The organism is Burkholderia sp. Bp9143, from assembly GCF_003853645.1.
GTDB lineage: Bacteria > Pseudomonadota > Gammaproteobacteria > Burkholderiales > Burkholderiaceae > Burkholderia.
In genome coordinates, this window is record NZ_QTPO01000065.1 from 1 (window position 1) to 20,637 (window position 20,637).

Here is a 20,637-nt window from a genome sequence, read left to right on the forward strand (position 1 = left end):
TGCCCTCAACCGCACCGCTTCCCTTCTTCCCCCGCGCCGCGTTTCCGTTAGCGCGAAAGAGGCGTGATTCTAAGCACCCGTCCCCGTCTGCGCAACCCCCTTTGTGAAAATATTTTGAAAAAGCCCCCGTGCGCTACCGCGCACGGGGGCTTGGGCTCGATGGGCCACGCGCCGCCCACGATCCTGAAGCAGCCGACAGTTCGTCGCTATATATATGTATATGGCGACGCCGCGTGCCTCATTTGCCGCCAGCCGCGGCCTGCAGCCGCTCCACCGGCACCGCGTCGGCCATCGCCGCGTAACCGACGTCGCTCGGGTGAATGCCGTCGCCGCTGTCGTACCGGCGCTGCAGCACACTCGGGCGCGCCGGATCGCGCAGGACCGCGTCGAAGTCGACCACGCCGTCAAACCCGCCGCCGTTCCTGATCCACCGGTTCACCTCGAGCCGGATCGCCTCGCGCCCGGCCGGCAACGCCGCAGGCGTGAGCGTCGCACCGAACACCTTCACCCCCTGGCGGTGTGCAGCCTCGATCACCCGGCGATAGCCGTCGATCAACGATGCGGCCGTGACCTGCGTATGCGGGTTGTCGCAATCGAGCCCCGCACGTGGCGCCATCGCCGCAAAGTTGATGTCGTTGATGCCGATCAGCACGATCGCCGCCTTCACCCCCGCGCGCGACAGCGCATCGCGCTCGAACCGCGACGACAGCGACGTGCCGTAGCACGCCGAATCGCTCAGTAGCCGGTTACCGCTGATCCCGAGATTCACAACGCCAAGCGAATCCGAACCTGCCGCGGCCAGCCGGCGCGCCAGTGCGTCCGGCCAACGACGGTTGCGGTTCAGGCTCGAGCGCAGCCCATCGGTGATCGAGTCCCCGATCGCTGCGACACTCGCCCGCGCGGCACCGGCCTCGACGGCCAGTTCCGTCACCCACGCGTACTGGGTAAAGCGCGTGCGGAATGCACCGGCGCCCGGATCGTTCACGTGGTCACCCGGCGCCGATACGTAATTGAGCTGGTTCGACACACGATGCCACACGGTCATCCGCTGATCCGCACCCATCCGCAAACTGATCGCATACGGCTGCCCGGCCGTCACGTCGATCGCCACCGGGTCGCTTTCGAGCTCCTGGCCCGGTGCGAGCGTCACCGACGCCTTGCCGCCGAAGCGCACCGCAGCACTCGTCCCGTCGGCAAGCGCCGCGCCGTCACCCGCGCGCGCAAGACCACCGGCCTCGATCACCAGCGGCGCGCGACCGTACGCATTGCTGACGCGGATCCGCGCGGCATGTCCCGATACCGTCGGGTAGATGATCTGCCGAACGGTCCGTCCGGCCACGTCGGGCGCGCGATAGAGCGGCGGCGGCGCAGCCAGGTCGGGAATTGGCTGCAACGCGGTCGCCCACGCGGCGACCCACCCGGCCGGTGCGGCCGAGGCCGCGAACGGCGACACGAAAACGGACGCGCCCAGCACGGTCGCGACGAAACTGCTTCGAAATGACATCGGCGAAATCCTCATCGGAAAGCGGGCATTGTGCCGCAGAAGCCGCCCGTCTCACGCGCCGGACTGCCTTCCTGCCCGGCGATCGCGCCCCGACGCCCCACGTTTACCCGAGTCTCGCTGCAAATCCACAAGAAATTTATTAACCGACCGGTCGGTTGGTTTATACTTCGCACACATTCAACCGGACGAGATCCTCCGCCATGTACACGCAATCCCTCGACATCCCCGGCAACGTCGCATCGGTCGACGCCGCAGCCGAGTCGCCCGAGCAGGCGCGGTTCGACGCGGTCATGGCCGCGGACGGCAAGATCGAACCGCAGGACTGGATGCCCGACGCCTATCGCAAGACGCTGGTCCGCCAGATTTCGCAGCACGCGCACTCGGAAGTCGTCGGCATGCTGCCGGAAGGCAACTGGATCTCGCGCGCGCCGAGCCTGAAGCGCAAGGCGATCCTGCTCGCGAAAGTCCAGGACGAAGCCGGTCACGGCCTCTATCTATATAGCGCGGCCGAAACGCTCGGCGTCTCGCGCGATTCGCTGATCGACGCGCTTCACGCCGGCAAGGCGAAATACTCAAGCATCTTCAACTACCCGACGCCGACCTGGGCTGACGTCGGCGTGATCGGCTGGCTCGTCGACGGCGCCGCGATCATGAACCAGATCCCGCTGTGCCGCTGCACGTACGGCCCGTACGCGCGCGCGATGATCCGCGTGTGCAAGGAAGAGTCGTTCCACCAGCGCCAGGGCTTCGATGCGCTGCTGTCGATGATGAAGGGTACCGACGCGCAGCGCGCGATGGTCCAGCAGGCGGTGAACCGCTGGTGGTGGCCGGTGCTGATGATGTTCGGCCCGAGCGACGCCGACTCGGTCCACAGCAACCAGTCCGCGAAATGGGGCATCAAGCGGATCACGAACGACGACCTGCGGCAGAAGTTCGTCGACGCGACGGTCGACCAGGCGAAGGTGCTCGGCGTGACGCTGCCCGACCCGGATCTGAATTGGAACGAAGCGCGCGGCCACCACGATTACGGCGCGATCGACTGGGATGAATTCTGGCGCGTCGTCAACGGTGACGGCCCGTGCAACAAGGAACGCCTCGCGACCCGCGTGAAAGCGCACGACGACGGCGCATGGGTGCGCGAAGCCGCGCTCGCGCACGAAGCGAAGCGCCGCGCCCGCGCCCGCGCCGAACAGCACGCCGCCTGAGCGGCGACATCGAATACAGGATTCAGGAGAGAGTGATGAACAAGGAATGGCCGATCTGGGAAGTGTTCGTGCGCAGCAAGCAGGGCCTCGACCACAAGCATTGCGGCAGCCTGCATGCGGCCGACGCGTCGATGGCGCTGCGCATGGCGCGCGACGTCTACACGCGCCGCCAGGAAGGCGTGAGCATCTGGGTGGTGCCGTCGTCGGCGATCACCGCGTCGGATCCGGCCGAGAAGGCCGAGCTGTTCGAGCCAGCGGGCGACAAGATCTACCGTCACCCGACGTTCTATACGCTGCCCGACGAAGTCAACCACATGTAACGCCCGCGCCATGACGATCACACCCGAACACCTCTCCTACGTGCTGCGCCTCGCGGACAACGCGCTGATCCTCGGTCAGCGCAACGCCGAATGGTGCGGCCACGGCCCGGTCCTCGAGGAAGACATCGCGCTCACCAACATGAGCCTCGACCTCATCGGCCAGGCCCGCATGCTGTATACGCACGCAGCCGAACTCGAGCGCCAGCTGAACGGCGCGGCGAAGACGGAAGACGATTACGCGTACTTCCGCACCGAACGCGAGTTCGCGAACTTCACGCTCGCCGAGCTGCCGCACTACGGCCCGATCGCCGGCACCGCGGACGCCGACAAGGACTACGCGGTGACGATCGTGCGCAACTTCCTCTACGCGACGCTGATGCTGCACGTGTGGACCCCGCTGGAAACGTCGACGGACGCGCAACTCGCCGCGATCGCCGCGAAATCGGTGAAGGAGACCCGCTACCACGTGCAGCACGCGCGCGAATGGCTGGTGCGCCTCGGCGACGGCACCGACGAATCGCATCGCCGCGCACAGGCCGCGCTCGACTACCTGATCCCGTACACGCGCGAATTCTTCGCGGCCGACGCGATCGACGACGCGATTTCCGCACCGGGCATCGGCCCGGCACCGGCCACGCTCGAAGCCGCATGGCGCGCGGACGTGGACGATGCGCTCGCGGAAGCGACGCTCACCCTGCCGGCGCCCGTGCTGCATGTGACGACCGGCAAGCAGGGCGAGCACTCGGAGCACATGGGCTACCTGCTCGCGGAAATGCAGAGCCTCGCACGCCAGCACCCCGGCGCGACCTGGTAACCCGCCGCCCCAACGGAGCCCGACGATGTCCGTCCAGACCGACGCCCCCGCCGACGCCGCGCACCGCAACGATCCCTTGCTCGCGCGCGCGTGGGACGTGCTCGAAGCCGTGCCCGATCCCGAAATTCCGGTCGTGTCGATCCGCGAGCTCGGCATCCTGCGCGACGTCCGCCGCGCGGACGACGGCCTGCTCGAGGTCGTGATCACGCCGACCTACTCCGGCTGTCCGGCGATGTCGCAGATCGCCGAGGACATCGCCGCGGCGATGCAGGCCGCCGACCTGCCGCCGCACCGGATCGAGACGGTGCTCGCGCCAGCGTGGACGACCGACTGGATCACGCAGGAAGCGCGCGACAAGCTGCGCGCGTACGGCATTGCGCCGCCCGTCGGCCAGTGCGGCAGCGCCGCGCCGCGGGAAAACGTCGTGCGTTTCGTGCCGCGGCCCGTCGCGGCGCCCGTCTGCCCGCGCTGCGGCTCGGCCAGCACCGAGCGTCTCGCGCAATTCGCGTCCACGGCCTGCAAGGCGCTGTATCGCTGCGTCGACTGCCGCGAACCCTTCGACTACTTCAAACCTTACTAATCATGGCGACTCCGCAATTTCATCCGCTGCGTATCCGCGACGTGCGGCCCGAGACCGCCGACGCCGTTACCGTCTCCTTCGACGTGCCGCCTGAGCTGCGCGACGCATACCGCTTCACGCAAGGCCAGTTCGTCACGCTGAAGACCCACATCGACGGCGAGGAAACGCGCCGGTCGTACTCGATCTGCGTCGGCACGACCGACTACGACCGCGACGGCGAACTGCGCATCGGCATCAAGCGCGTGCGCGGCGGCCGTTTCTCGAACTTCGCGTTCGACACGCTGAAGCCGGGCCACACGATCGACGTGATGACGCCGGACGGCCGCTTCTTCACGCATCTGAACGCCGATCACGGCAAGCAATACGTCGCGTTCTCCGGCGGCTCGGGCATCACACCGGTGCTCGCGATCGTGAAGACGACGCTCGAACTCGAACCGCGCAGCACGTTCACGCTGATCTACGGCAACCGCAGCGTCGACGCGATCATGTTCGCGGAGGAGCTCGAGGACCTGAAGAACCGCTACATGAACCGCTTCGTCCTGTATCACGTGCTATCGGACGACCAGCAGGACGTCGAGCTGTTCAACGGCGTGCTCGACCAGGCGAAATGCGCGGAATTCCTCGCCACGCTGACGCCCGCCGACGCGATCGACGAAGCGTTCATCTGCGGCCCCGCGCCGATGATGGATGCGGCCGAAGCCGCGCTGAAGGCGGCCGACGTGCCGCCGGCGAAGGTGCATGTCGAACGCTTCGGCACGCCGCTGCCGCAGGCCGGCGCGCCTGTCGTCGAGATTACCGACCAGACGCCGGCCGCGGACCTCGAAATCGTACTCGACGGCAAGAAGCGCAAGCTGCGCCTGCCGTACGAAGGCGTGAGCCTGCTCGACGTCGGCCTGCGCGCGGGCCTCGCACTGCCGTACGCGTGCAAGGGCGGCGTGTGCTGCACGTGCCGGGCGAAGGTGGTCGAAGGCGAAGTCCGGATGGAGAAGAACTACACGCTCGAGGAACAGGAAGTGAAGGACGGCTTCGTGCTCACGTGCCAGTGCCACCCGATCAGCGACAAGGTCGTCGTGAGCTTCGACGAGCGTTGAGCGGCGTCGTACCGGCGCGCCGCACCGGTTTCTCGTCGTCACACATCTCGCTTACACTAGGGGCCGCCGGCCGGCTGGACGTCATCATGTCCGCCCGTCCGGCGGTTTTCTTTTGTTGATGACAGGCCGATGAGTACCATTCACGTGATTCAGGGCGGCACCGCCGCCGCGTCGCTGCGCGAGGCCCTCGCACAAGCCGGACGCGACGAGCGCGTCGTCGGATTGCTCGACGATCTCGCGGTCGGGCCGCTGAAGGGCGCCGACGAGACGCCCGACACGCGCGCCGCCTTCTGGCAGCGCGTACTCGGCGACCAGATTCCCGACTGGAACGCGGAAATCGAAGGCGAGTTCGCCCGCCTCGACCAGCTCGCGATGGATACGGGCCAAGTGGTCGTCTGGCACGCGCCGAGCGTCGGCGACAAGCTGCTGCTGCGCCGCGTCGCCTATCACCTGCGCAACGTACCGCAGCGCCTGAACGAGGTGCGGCTATCGGCCGCCGATCTCGACGCGCCGCAGCGCACGGCGCTGCCCCGCACCGACCAGGCCTGTTCGACCGGGATGTTCTCGCCGGCGGCGCTCGCGCGCAAACGGCCGGTGGCCGCGCCGATCTCGGTGCTGCGCATCGGCCGCCTCGCGCTCGAATGGCAGGAGGCCAAGCACCTGAATGCCGAGCTGCGCTACTGGGTCAGCAACACGATCAAGAGCGGCCATTACGCGGACCTCGACGCGCTGATAGTCGCGCACGCGGAAACCGGCTGGCTGCCCGCGCGACGCGTCGTCGGCGGCATCATGGCCGGCGCCGACCGAGGCGGGCTGTTCGTCAGCGACTCGATCGCCTGGTGGCGCTGCCGCGAACTCGCGGCAGCCGGCCGGCTCGAGCTGCAGGACGACGCGCCGGCCGCCCTTTCTTCCACGCAGATGCGCGCGGCAGCCGCGCCTCGCTAACGCTACTCTTTTGCATTCGACCATGGCCCGTACCCGAGCGCCCGACCACGAATCCCAGCGCGAGCAGATCCTCGATCTCGCCGCCGAGAAATTCGCGCAGACGAGCTATCCGAGCACGTCGATGTCCGATCTCGCGACCGCGAGCGGCACGTCGAAGGCACGTCTCTATCACTATTACGAGAGCAAGGAAGCGATCCTGTTCGACCTGCTCGACCGCTACACGAAGCGGTTGATGCTGATCATCGCCGAGGTCGAGGGCGCGAGCCAGCGGCGCGGCCTCAGCGAGCGCGACGCGTTCGCCGAACTGGTGCGTGCGTTCCTCGCCGAGTACGAGACGTCGCACAGCCGCCATGTCGCGCTGCTCAACGACGTGAAGTATCTCGAGGACGCGCAGCGCGAAATCGTGCTCGACCGCCAGCGTGACATCGTCGCGGCATTCGCGCGCCAGCTCGCGCGCGCCTATCCGGACCGCATCTCGAAGGACAACCAGACGTCGGTCACGATGATGGTGTTCGGGATGATCAACTGGACGTTCACGTGGCTCAAGCCGGGCGGCCGCCTCGGCTACCGCGACTTCGCCGAACAGGTGATCGACCTGATTGAGCACGGGCTGTCGTCGGGCGCGTGATTGCCGCGCAGCAGCACGCGTTGCGCGGCGGGCACACTGCGACAGGCCGCCGCGCATCTCATATGATGAATTTTTAATCCCTTATAAATCAAATAGATAGAGAATGAAGTAAGCGGATTTAGAATTTCCCCTCAGCACAAACAACGTCAAATACGGGTTTTCCCCAACCCCGCTCAGGTAAAATGCTGTTGCATCGCACAAGATGTTTGTGCAGCTACACACTGAGGAACCCACGATGAACACGCAATTCGACCGCCGTGCCGATGCTGTCGGCCACGCCGGTACTGCGCCGGTTCTCGTCAGGGAACTGGCTTCCAAAGACCGTGAGCGAATGCTCACCCACTTTCTCTCGCTCGACGAAGAGGATCGCCTGCTGCGCTTCGGCCAGATGGTGCCCGACCACGTGATCGAGAACTATGTCCGGACGATCGATTTCGGCCGCGACACCGTATTCGGCGTGTTCGACCATGCGCTCGAACTGATCGGCGTCGGTCACCTGGCGTACCTGCCCGCCGAAGGCGACAAGCGCACGGCCGAATTCGGCGTGTCGGTGCTCGAAAGCGCCCGCGGCCGCGGCGTCGGTTCGAAACTGTTCGAGCGCGCGGCAATCCGCAGCCGCAACACCCGCGTGACGATGCTGTACATGCATTGCCTGTCGCGCAATGCGACGATGATGCACATCGCGAAGAAGTCCGGGATGCGGATCGAATACGCATACGGCGAAGCCGATGCATACCTGTCGCTGCCGCCGGCCGACCACTCGACGATCCTCGCCGAGATGCTGCAGGAGCAGGCCGCGGTTTTCGACTATGCGCTGAAGCGCCAGGCGCACCGCACGTCGAAGTTCATCGAATCGCTGATGCCCGCCGCGCTGACGGCATGACATCGGCCGACCGGGCCGCCCCTAGGGGCGCCCGGCCCCTTCCTTTCTTGCTTTCCTCCCCGGCGCCGCACGCTAGCGCACCGACCGGATCGGCAACGCCGTCGTCTCCTTGAAGCACTCGAGCGAGAAGCTCGTCTTCACGTCGATCACCGACGGATGGTGCAGCAAATGCTCCTGCACGAAACGGGAGAAGTGCGCCATGTCCTCGACCTGCACGCGCAGCAGGTAATCCATGTCGCCCGTCATCGCATGACATGCGACCACCTCCGGCCAGGTCTGAACGGCCGCGCGGAACAATTCCGCGTGAGTCGCGCCCGCACGCGCCGACGTCTCGTCGGCACGGACGGGCGCCAGGCCACCGCGCTTCTCGAGCCGCACGCTCACGTACGCGAGCAGGTCGAGCCCGAGCTTCTGCGGATCGAGCAGCGCGACGTAGCCGGTGATCACGCCGATCTCCTCGAGCCGCCGGATTCGCCTCAGGCACGGACTCGGCGACAGGTTCACGCGCTCGGCGATCTCCTGGTTCGACAGGCGGCCGTTCTCCTGAAGAATCGCGAGAATCCGCCGGTCGATGGCATCCAATTCGGCTCGCGCCATTTTATGCCCTCTGATGATTATTTCGAGACTGGAAATTGCGCCATCGTAAGCACGGACAATCAAGTTCGCAAGTTTACGCTCCCCCCTCCCCGCTACACTCTGTCGCATGGACGGATGCGTTGCGCGTACCGCGGCACGCGTCACCTTCGACATGAAACCGGCCCGGCCCCATCACCCCGGCCGATCGCACAGTACACAGGAGACACGGCATGCAGATCCCCAACTGGGACAACCCCGTCGGCACCGACGGCTTCGAATTCATCGAATACACCGCGCCGGATCCGAAAGCGCTCGGACAACTGTTCGAACGGATGGGTTTCACCGCGATCGCACGCCATCGTCACAAGGACGTGACGGTCTACCGCCAGGGCGACATCAACTTCATCATCAACGCCGAACCCGATTCGTTCGCGCAACGCTTCGCGCGCCTGCACGGCCCGTCGATCTGCGCGATCGCGTTCCGCGTGCAGGACGCCGCGAAGGCATACAAGCACGCGCTCGAACTCGGTGCGTGGGGCTTCGACAACAAGACCGGCCCGATGGAGCTGAACATCCCGGCGATCAAGGGCATCGGCGATTCGCTGATCTATTTCGTCGACCGCTGGCGCGGCAAGAACGGCGCGCAGCCGGGCGCGATCGGCGACATCAGCATCTACGACGTCGACTTCGAGCCGATCGCCGGCGCGAACCCGAACCCGGTCGGCCACGGCCTCACCTATATCGACCACCTGACGCACAACGTGCATCGCGGCCGCATGCAGGAATGGGCCGAGTTCTACGAGCGCCTGTTCAACTTCCGCGAAGTGCGCTACTTCGACATCGAAGGCAAGGTGACGGGCGTGAAGTCGAAGGCGATGACGTCGCCGTGCGGCAAGATCCGGATTCCGATCAACGAGGAAGGCTCGGACACGGCCGGCCAGATCCAGGAATACCTCGACGCGTACCACGGCGAAGGCATCCAGCACATCGCGCTCGGTACGAACGACATCTACGGCGCGGTCGACGGCCTGCGCGGCAAGGAAGTGAAGCTGCTCGACACGATCGACACGTATTACGAGCTGGTCGACCGCCGCGTGCCGAACCACGGCGAATCGCTCGACGAGCTGAAGAAGCGCAAGATCCTGATCGACGGCGCCCGCGACGACCTGCTGCTGCAGATCTTCACCGAGAACCAGATCGGCCCGATCTTCTTCGAGATCATCCAGCGCAAGGGCAACCAGGGCTTCGGCGAAGGCAACTTCAAGGCGCTGTTCGAATCGATCGAGCTCGACCAGATCCGCCGCGGCGTGGTCCAGGACAAGGCCTGACGCAGACGGCCGCGCGGCGCCCGGCAGCCCGGGCGGCCGCGCGACCATCGGCGGCACAATGAAAAAGGGCGGGAATCTTGCGATTCCCGCCCTTTTGTCGTTTTCGTCGTTCCGGCGCGGCCCGGCGGCCGCGCGAACGGATCAACGCACGTTCGCCTTCGACACGACGGCGCGCGCGGTCGCGGGCTGTGCGTCGGCGTCCTGTGCCGGCGCGATCTGGCGCATCTGCGCGCCGGCTGCCGCCAGTGCGCTCGCGCCTTGCGCGTGCACCGGGCCGGTCATCGCGAAAAACGCGGCGGACACGATCAGGAAACTCTGGATATGACGTGTGTTCATTGCACCTCCTTTAAAACTGCCGGCGCCTCCCCGGTTGCGTCGAAACGGGCCGACGCGGCCGGGCACCTCCGGCAGGCCGACAAGATTAACGGCATTTGTACGAAGATGGGACCGGCTTTACATGCTTTTACATGCTGTAACGCCGCCGCGCGCGCCGCTTCATCGATGCGTGGCGGCTCGCCGGCTGGTGGGCGACGGGTTTATCCCAGTGCTACCATCGCTTAAAACCGGCCAATATGCCGGCCACTGCCGACACGTTCACAAGACGTCGAAGCAACTGAAGCTTTGGTGATCCCAAACTGGGTGGAGGAGACAGTTAATGAATGCCCCGCTAGACGCAGGCCAACGCGCGTCGCTTGAAGCCGCGCTGAAGTCCGTCACGCTTGACGACAAATACACGCTCGAACGCGGCCGCGCATACATGAGCGGCATCCAGGCGCTCGTGCGCCTGCCGATGCTCCAGCAGGAACGCGACCGCGCCGCCGGCCTCAACACGGCCGGCTTCATCTCCGGTTATCGCGGCTCGCCGCTCGGCGGCCTCGACCTCTCGCTGTGGAAGGCCAAGCAGCACCTCGCGGCCCACCAGATCGTTTTCCAGCCCGGTCTCAACGAAGATCTCGCCGCCACCGCCGTGTGGGGCTCGCAGCAGGTGAACCTGTACCCCGGCGCGAAGCACGACGGTGTGTTCGGCATGTGGTACGGCAAGGGTCCGGGCGTCGACCGCACCGGCGACGTCTTCAAGCACGCGAACTCGGCCGGCTCGTCGAAGCACGGCGGCGTGCTCGTGCTCGCCGGCGACGACCACGCGGCGAAATCGTCGACGCTCGCGCACCAGTCCGAACACATCTTCAAGGCCTGCGGGCTGCCGGTGCTGTTCCCGTCGAACGTGCAGGAATATCTCGACTTCGGCCTGCACGGCTGGGCAATGAGCCGCTACTCGGGCCTGTGGGTCGCGCTCAAGTGCGTGACGGACGTGGTCGAATCGTCAGCGTCGGTCGACATCGACCCGCATCGCACCGAGATCGTGCTGCCGACCGACTTCATCGTGCCGGAAGGCGGCCTGAACATCCGCTGGCCCGACCCGCCGCTCGTGCAGGAAGCGCGGCTGCTCGACTACAAGTGGTACGCGGCGCTCGCCTATGTGCGCGCGAACAAGCTCGACCGGATCGAGATCGATTCTCCGAATGCGCGCTTCGGGATCATGACGGGCGGCAAGGCGTACCTCGACGTGCGCCAGGCGCTGACGGACCTCGGCCTCGACGACGAAACCTGCGCACGGATCGGCATCCGCCTGTACAAGGTCGGCTGCGTGTGGCCGCTCGAAGCACAGGGCGCGCAGGCGTTCGCGCGCGGCCTCGACGAAATCCTCGTGGTCGAGGAAAAGCGCCAGATCCTCGAATACGCGATCAAGGAAGAGCTGTACAACTGGCCCGATGCGCAGCGCCCGCGCGTGTTCGGCAAGTTCGACGAGAAGGACGGAGCCGGCGGCGAATGGTCGGTGCCGATGGGCAACTGGCTGCTGCCCGCGCACTATGAACTGTCACCCGCGATCATCGCGAAAGCGATCGCGACGCGCCTCGAGAAGTTCGAGCTGCCGTCCGACGTGCGCGCGCGCATCGCCGCGCGGCTCGCGGTGATCAACGCGAAAGAAATGGCGCTCGCGAAACCGCACGTGCAGACCGAGCGCAAGCCGTGGTTCTGCTCGGGGTGCCCGCACAACACGTCGACCAACGTGCCGGAAGGCTCGCGCGCGATCGCCGGGATCGGCTGCCACTATATGACGGTGTGGATGGACCGCAACACGAGCACCTTCAGCCAGATGGGCGGCGAAGGCGTGCCGTGGATCGGCCAGGCGCCGTTCACGGACGAGAAGCACGTGTTCGCGAACCTCGGCGACGGCACCTATTTCCACTCGGGCCTGCTGGCGGTGCGCGCGGCGATCTCGTCGAAGGCGAACATCACCTACAAGATCCTCTACAACGACGCCGTGGCGATGACGGGCGGCCAGCCGGTCGACGGCGTGCTGACGGTGCCGCAGATCACGCACCAGCTCGCATCCGAAGGCGCGAAGAAGATCGTGATCGTCACCGACGAGCCGGAGAAGTACGACAGCCAGAAGGCGCTGCTCGCGCCGGGCGTGACGATCCATCACCGCGACCAGCTCGACGACGTGCAGCGCGAGTTGCGCGAGATCGAAGGCACGACGATCCTGATCTACGACCAGACCTGCGCGACCGAGAAGCGCCGCCGCCGCAAGCGCGGCACGTATCCGGATCCGGCGAAGCGCGTCGTGATCAACGACGCGGTGTGCGAAGGCTGCGGCGACTGCTCGGTGCAGTCGAACTGCCTGTCGGTCGAGCCGCTGGAAACCGAATTCGGTACGAAGCGCCAGATCAACCAGTCGAGCTGCAACAAGGACTTCTCGTGCGTGAAGGGCTTCTGCCCGAGCTTCGTCACGGTCGAGGGCGGCCAGCTGAAGAAGCCGAAGGCCGTGTCGGTCGACGGCGGTGCGCTGCCGCCGATTCCGGAGCCGACGCTGCCGGCGATCGACCGTGCATACGGCGTGCTCGTCACGGGCGTGGGCGGCACGGGCGTCGTCACGATCGGCGCGCTGCTCGGGATGGCCGCGCACCTGGAGAACAAGGGCGTGACCGTGCTCGACGTCACGGGCCTCGCGCAGAAGGGCGGCGCCGTGATGAGCCACGTGCAGATCTCGCACGCGCCGACCGACATCCACGCGACGCGGATCGCGATGGGCGAAGCCGACCTCGTGATCGGCTGCGACGCGATCGTCACGGCCGGCGACGAGTGCACGTCGCGGATGCGGCACGATACGACGCGCGTGGTCGTCAACAGCGCGCAGACGCCGACCGCCGAGTTCATCAAGAACCCGAACTGGGCGTTCCCGGGCCTGTCCGCCGAGAATGACATCCGCGCGGCAGCCGGTGAAGCCGTCGACTTCATCAACGCTAACCGCTTCGCGGTCGCGCTGCTCGGCGACGCGATCTACACGAACCCGTTCGTGCTCGGCTACGCGTGGCAAAAAGGCTGGCTGCCGCTCACGCTCGCGTCGCTCGAACGCGCGATCGAGCTGAACGCGGTGTCGGTCGAGAAGAACCAGGCGGCGTTCGACTGGGGCCGCCGCGCCGCGCACGACCTCGCGAGCGTGAAGCAGGCCGCGGCCGGCGACGCACGCCCGGCGCAGGGTGCGACGGTGATCGCGCTGCACACGAAGAAGGCGGTCGACGCGCTGATCGCGAAGCGCGTGGACTTCCTCACCGCTTACCAGAACGCCGCGTATGCGTCGCGCTATGCGGCCTTCGTCGACAAGGTGCGGGCAGCCGAACGCGCGCTGGCGGACGGCGATGTCGTGCAGGAGCCGCTGACCGAGGCGGTCGCGCGCAACCTGTTCAAGCTGATGGCGTACAAGGACGAGTACGAAGTCGCGCGGCTGCAGTCCGATCCCGCATTCCTCGCGCGTCTGTCGTCCCAGTTCGAAGGTGACTGGAAGCTGAAATTCCACCTCGCTCCGCCGCTGTTCGCGAAGACGGACGCGCACGGCCATCTCGTGAAGAAGGCGTACGGCCCGTGGATGCTGTCGGCGTTCCGGCTGCTCGCGAAGGCGAAGTTCCTGCGCGGCACGGGGCTCGACCCGTTCGGCCGTACCGAGGAGCGGCGCATCGAGCGCGGCCTGATCGGCGAGTACGAAGCGCTGATCGGCGAAGTGTTGGCCAAGCTGAACGCGGCCAACCGCCCGCTCGCGCTCGAGCTCGCGGCGCTGCCGGACGGCATTCGCGGCTACGGCCACGTGAAGGAGAACAACCTGCGCGCGGTGCGCCAGAAGTGGGACACGCTGCTCGCGAAGTGGCGTTCGCCGACGGGCGGCCGGTCGCACCAGCAGGTCGCGTAACGGTGCGTGGCGGGCGTTCGCGGTCGGGACGCCCGCCGCCGCACTGCCGGCGGCTGGTTCAAGAAGCAACTCACAAAAAAAACGCCACGGAACGCAGGTTCCGTGGCGTTTTTCATTGCGCCGCGCGTGATGCGCGGCGCACGCGGGCGCGAACTTACTTCGTGTTCGCGTTCGCGGCGGCCACTGCCGTCATGTTGATGATCCGGCGCACGGTCGCGGCCGGCGTCAGGATGTGGACCGGCTTCGCCGCGCCGAGCAGGAACGGGCCGACCGTCACGCCTTCGCCGCCGACCATCTTCAGCAGGTTGTACGCGATGTTCGCCGCTTCGACGTTCGGCATGATCAGCAGGTTCGCTTCGCCCGACAGCGTCGTGCCCGGGAACGCGGCCTTGCGGACCGCTTCCGACAGCGCCGCGTCGCCGTGCATTTCGCCGTCGACTTCGAGGTTCGGCGCACGCTCGCTGATCAGCTTGCGGGCCTCGGCCATGCGGCGCGACGACGCCGACGGCGCGCTGCCGAAGTTCGAGTTCGACAGCAGCGCGGCCTTCGGCGCGATGCCGAAGCGCTCGATCTCGGCAGCCGCCTGGATCGTCATGTCGGCGAGCTGTTCGGCGCTCGGCAGTTCGTTCACGTACGTGTCGCACAGGAACAGGTTGCGGCCCGGCAGCATCAGCAGGTTCATCGCCGCGTAGTGCTCGGCGCCCTTCGCACGGCCCAGCACCTGCTCGATGAACTTCAGGTGCGTGTGGTACGTGTCGATCATCCCGCAGATCATGCCGTCCGCATCGCCCAGGTGCACGAGCATCGCGCCGATCAGCGTGTTGAACTTGCGCAGCGCGGCCTTCGCGACTTCCGGCGTGACGCCGTCACGCGCGCCGATCTCGTGGTACGCCTGCCAGTAGCGGTGGTAGCGCGTGTCGTCTTCCGGATTCACGATCTCGAAATCGACGCCGGCCTTCAGCTTCGAGCCGATCTTCACGAGGCGCATCTCGACGACCGACGGACGGCCGACGATGATCGGCTTCGCGATCTTTTCCTGCAGCACGAACTGCGCGGCGCGCAGCACGCGCTCGTCCTCGCCCTCGGCGAACACGATGCGCGCCTGCTTCTTCTTCGCGGTCGCGAACACCGGGCGCATCACCATGCCGGTGCGGTAGACAGTCGCGCCGAGCTGCTCGCGGTATGCGTCCATGTCCTGGATCGGACGCGTGGCGACGCCCGAATCCATCGCGGCTTGCGCAACGGCCGGCGCGATCTTGATGATCAGGCGCGGATCGAACGGCTTCGGAATCAGGTAGTCCGGCCCGAACTCGAGCGAGTGGCCTTCGTATGCCTTCGCGACTTCCTCGCTCTGGTCGGTTTCCTCGGCCAGCTCGGCGATCGCGCGCACGCACGCGAGCTTCATTTCTTCCGTGATCGTCGTCGCGCCGACGTCGAGCGCGCCGCGGAAGATGAACGGGAAGCACAGCACGTTGTTGACCTGGTTCGGGTAGTCCGAACGGCCGGTCGCGACGATCGCGTCCGGGCGCACGGCCTTCGCGTCTTCCGGGCGGATTTCCGGTTCCGGGTTCGCAAGCGCCAGGATCAGCGGGCGGTCGCCCATCGTCTTGACCATGTCCTGCTTCAGCACGCCCGCGCTCGAGCAGCCGAGGAACACGTCCGCGCCGACGATCGCGTCGGCGAGCGTGCGCGCGTCGGTGGTCGCCGCATAGCGCTGCTTCGACGGGTCGAGGTTGCCGCGCCCTTCGTAGATCACGCCCTTCGAATCGGCGACGAGGATGTTCGACTTCGTCAGGCCGAGGTTCACCAGCAGGTCCAGACACGCGATCGCCGCGGCACCCGCGCCCGAACACACGAGCTTCACTTCCGACAGCTTCTTGCCGACGACCTTCAGGCCGTTCAGGATCGCGGCCGACGCGATGATCGCGGTGCCGTGCTGGTCGTCGTGGAAGACGGGGATCTTCATGCGCTCGCGCAGCTTCTGCTCGATGTAGAAGCATTCCGGCGCCTTGATGTCCTCGAGGTTGATGCCGCCGAGCGTCGGCTCGAGCATCGCGATCGCCTCGACGAGCTTGTCGGGGTCGGACTCCGACAGTTCGATGTCGAACACGTCGATGCCCGCGAACTTCTTGAACAGGCAGCCCTTGCCTTCCATCACCGGCTTCGCGGCCAGCGGACCGATGTTGCCGAGGCCCAGCACGGCCGTGCCGTTCGTGATGACGCCGACGAGGTTGCCGCGCGACGTGTACTTCTGCGCGTCGAGCGGATCGGCGTGGATCGCCTCGCACGCCGCCGCGACGCCCGGCGAGTACGCGAGCGACAGATCGAGCTGGTTCGACAGCGGCTTGGTCGGGGTGACCGAAATCTTGCCGGGTTTCGGGTTCAGGTGATAAGCGAGAGCGGCCTGCTTCAGTTGTTCGTCCATGATTGACCTGCGAGAGACATGCGAAATTTTGACGGTTCAGTACACAGCACCTTTAGCCGTGTCTGCTTGAATCGAAGGGATGGTCGACTGCGAGACGGCACGCGACGCGCCGGGTCGGCACGCCATCGAACCTTGGCGGGTAGTGGCAAGAAGAAAGTACAAAGTACTGAACGATTTCTAAGGGTCGCCTAGTGTACACCCCCTAAATGACGTCCGTTGGTGCGGCGCCGCATCCACGGCATCAGCATCGGGCCGATCATGCCCCGTTTGTTTCGCCGGTGGTGAGCCACGGGCCGAACCTGCGCGAATTCCGCCGAAAACCTGCCTGAATCGGGTAAAATAGCCGGCTACGCGCGCAGCGATGCGATTGGCCCGCCGATCGCACCCCGGCCCCTCGGGCAGGTTCCCCTTGCTGCGCCACCGGGCCCGCGCCCGATCCTCGCTCATCACCCAAGGAATGCCCATGACAGGCTACGATCGTCAGTCGATCTCGGATACGACCGCCAAAATCCTGCTCGAAGTGCAGGCGGTGCACTTCAATGCCGAAAAACCGTTCATTTTCACGTCCGGCTGGGCAAGCCCCGTCTACATCGACTGCCGCAAGCTGATCTCGTATCCGCGCGTGCGTCGTGCGCTGATGGAAATGGCGGAAACGACGATCATGCGCGACGTCGGCTTCGAGCAGATCGACTCTGTGGCGGGCGGCGAGACGGCCGGCATCCCGTTCGCGGCATGGCTCGCGGACCGCATGATGGTGCCGATGCAGTATGTGCGCAAGAAGCCGAAGGGTTTCGGCCGCAACGCGCAGATCGAGGGTCATCTGGAAGAAGGCTCGCGCGTTCTGCTGGTGGAAGACCTGACGACCGACAGCCGCAGCAAGATCAACTTCGTCAACGCGCTGCGCACCGCGGGCGCGACGGTGAACCACTGCTTCGTGCTGTTCCACTACAACATCTTCAAGGAAAGCGTGTCGGTCCTGAAGGACATCGACGTCGACCTGCACGCGCTGGCGACCTGGTGGGACGTGCTTCGCGTCGCGAAGGCGTCGGGCTACTTCGAGACCAAGACGCTCGACGAAGTCGAGAAGTTCCTGCACGCGCCGGCCGAGTGGTCAGCCGCGCACGGCGGCGCGACGGCTCCGAAGGAGTGACGCCGCGCCGGCTCTCGGGCCGGCACCCTGGCTGAAAAAGCCGCTCGCTTGATCGCGAGCGGCTTTTTTTCGTCCCGCCGATCCGCATCAGGGCTGGCCCGAATCGCGGGCCACGGCATGCATCGCTCATCGAACCCTAATGCTAGACTTGATCCATCGCCGCCATCAGCCGCGCGGGCAACGGCTCAACGCCAACAATGCCGGGAGCATCGGCCCGGCCCACGTGACGGGAGAAGCGCCATATGCGTGTGGATCGCCGGATCACTTCGCCTGCGTCCCCGGGTCGCCCGTCTCCGTTCATCGCCGCCCTTCTCTGCGCCGCCGCGAGCGTCGCGTTCGCCGTTCTGCCCGCGCGGGCGGAAGGCCCGTTCACCGTATCGAGCGACGAGCTGACGCCCGGCGGGCGCGTCGGCGCCGCGAACGTGTTCGACCGCGGCGACTGCAAGGGCGACAACCGTTCGCCGCAGCTCAGCTGGCGCAACCCGCCGCCCGGCACGCGCGGCTATGCGATCACGATCTTCGATCCCGATGCGCCGGGGCACGGCTGGTGGCACTGGGCGGTCGCAGGCATCCCCGCGAGCGTCACGAAACTGCCGGCCGACGCGAGCGGGTCGGGCTTCCTGCGCCGCATCGGTGCGAGCGAAGCGCGCAACGACTTCGGGATCGACGGCTACGGCGGCCCGTGCCCGCCGCCCGGCAAGCCGCACCGCTACGTGATCACCGTCTATGCGCTGAAGGGCACGGACCTGCGCGTCGCGCAAGGGCGCCCCGCACCGATGTTCGAGCACGAGATCGGCACGCTGACGATCGGCACCGCACGGCTCACCGTCACCTACGGGCAGTAAGCGCTCGCGCGCCGCCGCGTGTCGCGTGTCGCGTCGCCGGTCTCCGGTCGCGATTGCCCGCGCCCGCGAATTTCCGTGCGCCGCCCGCGCGCTTTTCTCCCGTCATTTAGGCTTGCTAGACTCGGCTGCACCGGTCGCGGCATCCCGCCGCGCATCCGTCGCGCCGCCGGACCGCGGCGCGTAACGCGGCAGGCCGCGGTGCCCGCCGTTTCGTCCCCTTCCGGAGAACGCTTCATGTCGAACATCGTCATCGTCTATCACAGCGGCTACGGTCATACGCAGAAACTGGCCGACGCCGTCCACGCGGGCGTGCAGGACACCGGCGCCACCGCACGCCTGATCGCCGTCGGCGAACTCGACGACGCGGGCTGGGCCGCGCTCGACGCGGCGGACGCGATCGTCTTCGGCGCGCCGACCTACATGGGCGGCCCGTCCGCGCAGTTCAAGCAGTTCGCCGATGCCACGTCGAAACCGTGGTTCACGCAGAAGTGGAAGGACAAGATCGCCGCGGGCTTCACGAACTCCGCGACGATGAACGGCGACAAGTTCTCGACGATTCAGTATTTCGTCACGCTGGCGATGCAACATGGGATGGTGTGGGTCGGCACGGGCATGATGCCGGCCAACTCGAAGGCCGCCACCCGCAACGACATCAACTACGTCGGCGGCTTCACGGGCCTGCTCGCGCAGTCGCCGGCGGACGCGACGCCCGACGAGGGCCCGCTGCCCGGCGACCTCGAGACCGCGATGGCGTTCGGCCGGCGCGTCGCCGAAGCGACGGCCCGCTGGGTGGCCGGCGGCCGCTGAACGCGGCGCCACGCGCGCTCGCTCGCGCCGCCGGTGGCGCGGCAACGCGGCGCTGGCGCGTGAAAGGGACACAAGACGGCCCGCGGGCCGTCTTTTTTTCGCCCCGTGCGGTGCAGGCCCGCCGGATGACGTCTTAAAATGGCGGTTTCAGGGCGCCGCGGCTCCCGTTTCATTCAGTGAGAGCGAAATGAGCACCAAAGTTTTTGTCGACGGCCAGGAAGGTACGACCGGCCTCAAGATCTTCGAATACCTGTCGGCGCGCAACGACATCGAGATCCTGCGCATCGATGAAGCGAAGCGCAAGGACGTCGACGAGCGCCGCCGCCTGATCAACGCGTCGGACGTCACGTTCCTGTGCCTGCCGGACGTCGCGTCGCGCGAATCGGCCTCGCTGGTCGACAACCCGAACACGACGCTGATCGACGCGAGCACCGCGTTCCGCACGAGCGCCGATTGGGCGTACGGCCTGCCGGAACTGACCCGCGCGCAGCGCGAGAAGATTCGCACGTCGAAGCGCATCGCCGTGCCGGGCTGCCACGCGTCGGCCTTCGTGCTCGCGATGCGTCCGCTCGTGGATGCAGGCATCGTCGCGCCGACCTTCGCCGCGCACAGCTACTCGATCACCGGCTACAGCGGCGGCGGCAAGTCGATGATCGCCGAATACGAAAACGCGGCGCCGGGCGGCAAGCTCGCGAGCCCGCGTCCGTACGCGCTCGCGCTGGCACACAAGCACCTGCCGGAAATGGCCGCGCACACGGGCCTCGCGCACGCGCCGATCTTCACGCCGATCGTCGGGCCGTTCCTGAAGGGCCTGGCCGTGACGACCTACTTCTCGCCTGAACAACTCGCGAAGCGTGCGACGCCGCAGGACGTGCAGCGCGTGTTCGCCGAATACTACGCGGACGAACCGTTCGTGCGCGTCGCGCCGTTCAACGCGGATGCGAATCTCGACAGCGGCTTCTTCGACGTGCAGGCGAACAACGACACGAACCGCGTCGACCTGTTCGTGTTCGGCAACGAAGAGCGCTTCGTCACGGTCGCGCGTCTCGACAACCTGGGCAAGGGCGCATCGGGCGCCGCGATCCAGTGCATGAACCTCAACATCGGCGCCGCCGAGGATGCAGGCCTCACGCGCTGATTCCGCTTGCATGCGATGCAAAGCCGGCCGCTGGCCGGCTTTTTATTTGCCCGTATCAGGCAATAATTAAAATCCGGCTCACGCATTTACAAATATTTACAAGCTTTCCATTGCGCGATTAATGGCGAATTAATTTCACCCTCACTTTATCC

18 protein-coding genes are annotated in these 20,637 nt (G+C 66.4%); 14 read left to right on the forward strand and 4 right to left on the reverse strand.

Annotation, left to right across the window (positions count from 1 at the left end; translation table 11 throughout):
* Positions 1 to 238 precede the first annotated feature (238 nt).
* Positions 239 to 1,504, reverse strand: coding sequence for an SGNH/GDSL hydrolase family protein (locus tag DIE23_RS34145; RefSeq protein WP_124616627.1), 1,266 nt, complete (start codon positions 1,502 to 1,504; stop codon positions 239 to 241).
* A gap of 200 nt (positions 1,505 to 1,704) precedes the next feature.
* Here DIE23_RS34145 and paaA point away from each other — a divergent pair, with 200 nt between their 5' ends.
* The 8 genes from paaA to DIE23_RS34185 all read left to right on the forward strand — a co-directional run bounded on the left by paaA (position 1,705) and on the right by DIE23_RS34185 (position 7,970).
* Positions 1,705 to 2,709: a 1,2-phenylacetyl-CoA epoxidase subunit PaaA gene (paaA, locus tag DIE23_RS34150; RefSeq protein WP_124616629.1), complete on the forward strand. Its 1,005-nt coding sequence runs from the start codon at positions 1,705 to 1,707 to the stop codon at positions 2,707 to 2,709.
* A gap of 35 nt (positions 2,710 to 2,744) precedes the next feature.
* Positions 2,745 to 3,029: a 1,2-phenylacetyl-CoA epoxidase subunit PaaB gene (paaB, locus tag DIE23_RS34155; protein ID WP_006752453.1), complete on the forward strand. Its 285-nt coding sequence runs from the start codon at positions 2,745 to 2,747 to the stop codon at positions 3,027 to 3,029.
* 10 nt (positions 3,030 to 3,039) lie between these two features.
* Entirely contained in the window at positions 3,040 to 3,843 is an 804-nt protein-coding gene (gene paaC, locus DIE23_RS34160; RefSeq protein ID WP_124616631.1) for a 1,2-phenylacetyl-CoA epoxidase subunit PaaC, read from the forward strand.
* 25 nt (positions 3,844 to 3,868) lie between these two features.
* Complete coding sequence (gene paaD, locus DIE23_RS34165; protein WP_124616633.1) at positions 3,869 to 4,423, forward strand: 1,2-phenylacetyl-CoA epoxidase subunit PaaD; 555 nt, start codon at positions 3,869 to 3,871, stop codon at positions 4,421 to 4,423.
* Positions 4,424 to 4,425: 2 nt separating this feature from the next.
* Positions 4,426 to 5,514 (forward strand): 1,2-phenylacetyl-CoA epoxidase subunit PaaE, encoded by a 1,089-nt coding sequence (gene paaE, locus DIE23_RS34170; protein ID WP_124616635.1) that lies wholly within the window; start codon positions 4,426 to 4,428, stop codon positions 5,512 to 5,514.
* Positions 5,515 to 5,643: 129 nt separating this feature from the next.
* Positions 5,644 to 6,459, forward strand: a complete 816-nt coding sequence (locus DIE23_RS34175) for a DUF1835 domain-containing protein (protein ID WP_124616637.1) — start codon at positions 5,644 to 5,646, stop codon at positions 6,457 to 6,459.
* A 22-nt stretch (positions 6,460 to 6,481) separates the two neighbouring features.
* Positions 6,482 to 7,087 carry a TetR/AcrR family transcriptional regulator gene (locus DIE23_RS34180; protein WP_124616639.1) on the forward strand — a complete coding sequence of 202 codons (606 nt, stop codon included), beginning with the start codon at positions 6,482 to 6,484 and terminating at the stop codon, positions 7,085 to 7,087.
* Between the two features lie 235 nt (positions 7,088 to 7,322).
* Complete coding sequence (locus DIE23_RS34185) at positions 7,323 to 7,970, forward strand: GNAT family N-acetyltransferase (RefSeq protein WP_124616641.1); 648 nt, start codon at positions 7,323 to 7,325, stop codon at positions 7,968 to 7,970.
* A gap of 72 nt (positions 7,971 to 8,042) precedes the next feature.
* Here DIE23_RS34185 and DIE23_RS34190 read toward each other — a convergent pair whose 3' ends face one another.
* Positions 8,043 to 8,567 (reverse strand): Lrp/AsnC family transcriptional regulator, encoded by a 525-nt coding sequence (locus DIE23_RS34190; RefSeq protein ID WP_124616643.1) that lies wholly within the window; start codon positions 8,565 to 8,567, stop codon positions 8,043 to 8,045.
* Between the two features lie 209 nt (positions 8,568 to 8,776).
* Here DIE23_RS34190 and hppD point away from each other — a divergent pair, with 209 nt between their 5' ends.
* Complete coding sequence (gene hppD / locus DIE23_RS34195) at positions 8,777 to 9,874, forward strand: 4-hydroxyphenylpyruvate dioxygenase (RefSeq protein ID WP_034183958.1); 1,098 nt, start codon at positions 8,777 to 8,779, stop codon at positions 9,872 to 9,874.
* Positions 9,875 to 10,015: 141 nt separating this feature from the next.
* On the opposite strand, the gene DIE23_RS34200 is transcribed toward hppD, so the two are convergent.
* Positions 10,016 to 10,210 carry a hypothetical protein gene (locus tag DIE23_RS34200; RefSeq protein ID WP_124616645.1) on the reverse strand — a complete coding sequence of 65 codons (195 nt, stop codon included), beginning with the start codon at positions 10,208 to 10,210 and terminating at the stop codon, positions 10,016 to 10,018.
* A 319-nt stretch (positions 10,211 to 10,529) separates the two neighbouring features.
* On the opposite strand from DIE23_RS34200, the gene DIE23_RS34205 reads away from it, so the two are divergent.
* On the forward strand, positions 10,530 to 14,120 hold the full coding sequence (locus DIE23_RS34205) for an indolepyruvate ferredoxin oxidoreductase family protein (protein WP_124616647.1): 3,591 nt from the start codon (positions 10,530 to 10,532) through the stop codon (positions 14,118 to 14,120).
* A gap of 154 nt (positions 14,121 to 14,274) precedes the next feature.
* On the opposite strand, the gene DIE23_RS34215 is transcribed toward DIE23_RS34205, so the two are convergent.
* Entirely contained in the window at positions 14,275 to 16,545 is a 2,271-nt protein-coding gene (locus DIE23_RS34215; protein WP_124616648.1) for an NADP-dependent malic enzyme, read from the reverse strand.
* A 463-nt stretch (positions 16,546 to 17,008) separates the two neighbouring features.
* Between DIE23_RS34215 and DIE23_RS34220 the strand changes: the two genes are divergently transcribed.
* The 4 genes from DIE23_RS34220 to argC all read left to right on the forward strand — a co-directional run bounded on the left by DIE23_RS34220 (position 17,009) and on the right by argC (position 20,485).
* Positions 17,009 to 17,695 carry an orotate phosphoribosyltransferase gene (locus DIE23_RS34220; protein WP_006752465.1) on the forward strand — a complete coding sequence of 229 codons (687 nt, stop codon included), beginning with the start codon at positions 17,009 to 17,011 and terminating at the stop codon, positions 17,693 to 17,695.
* Between the two features lie 242 nt (positions 17,696 to 17,937).
* Positions 17,938 to 18,540: a YbhB/YbcL family Raf kinase inhibitor-like protein gene (locus tag DIE23_RS34225; protein WP_124616650.1), complete on the forward strand. Its 603-nt coding sequence runs from the start codon at positions 17,938 to 17,940 to the stop codon at positions 18,538 to 18,540.
* A gap of 234 nt (positions 18,541 to 18,774) precedes the next feature.
* The gene (locus tag DIE23_RS34230; protein ID WP_124616652.1) at positions 18,775 to 19,347 is read left to right on the forward strand and encodes a flavodoxin family protein; all 573 of its coding nucleotides are present in this window, start codon (positions 18,775 to 18,777) and stop codon (positions 19,345 to 19,347) included.
* A 187-nt stretch (positions 19,348 to 19,534) separates the two neighbouring features.
* On the forward strand, positions 19,535 to 20,485 hold the full coding sequence (gene argC / locus DIE23_RS34235; RefSeq protein ID WP_124616654.1) for an N-acetyl-gamma-glutamyl-phosphate reductase: 951 nt from the start codon (positions 19,535 to 19,537) through the stop codon (positions 20,483 to 20,485).
* The last annotated feature ends 152 nt before the right edge of the window (positions 20,486 to 20,637 follow it).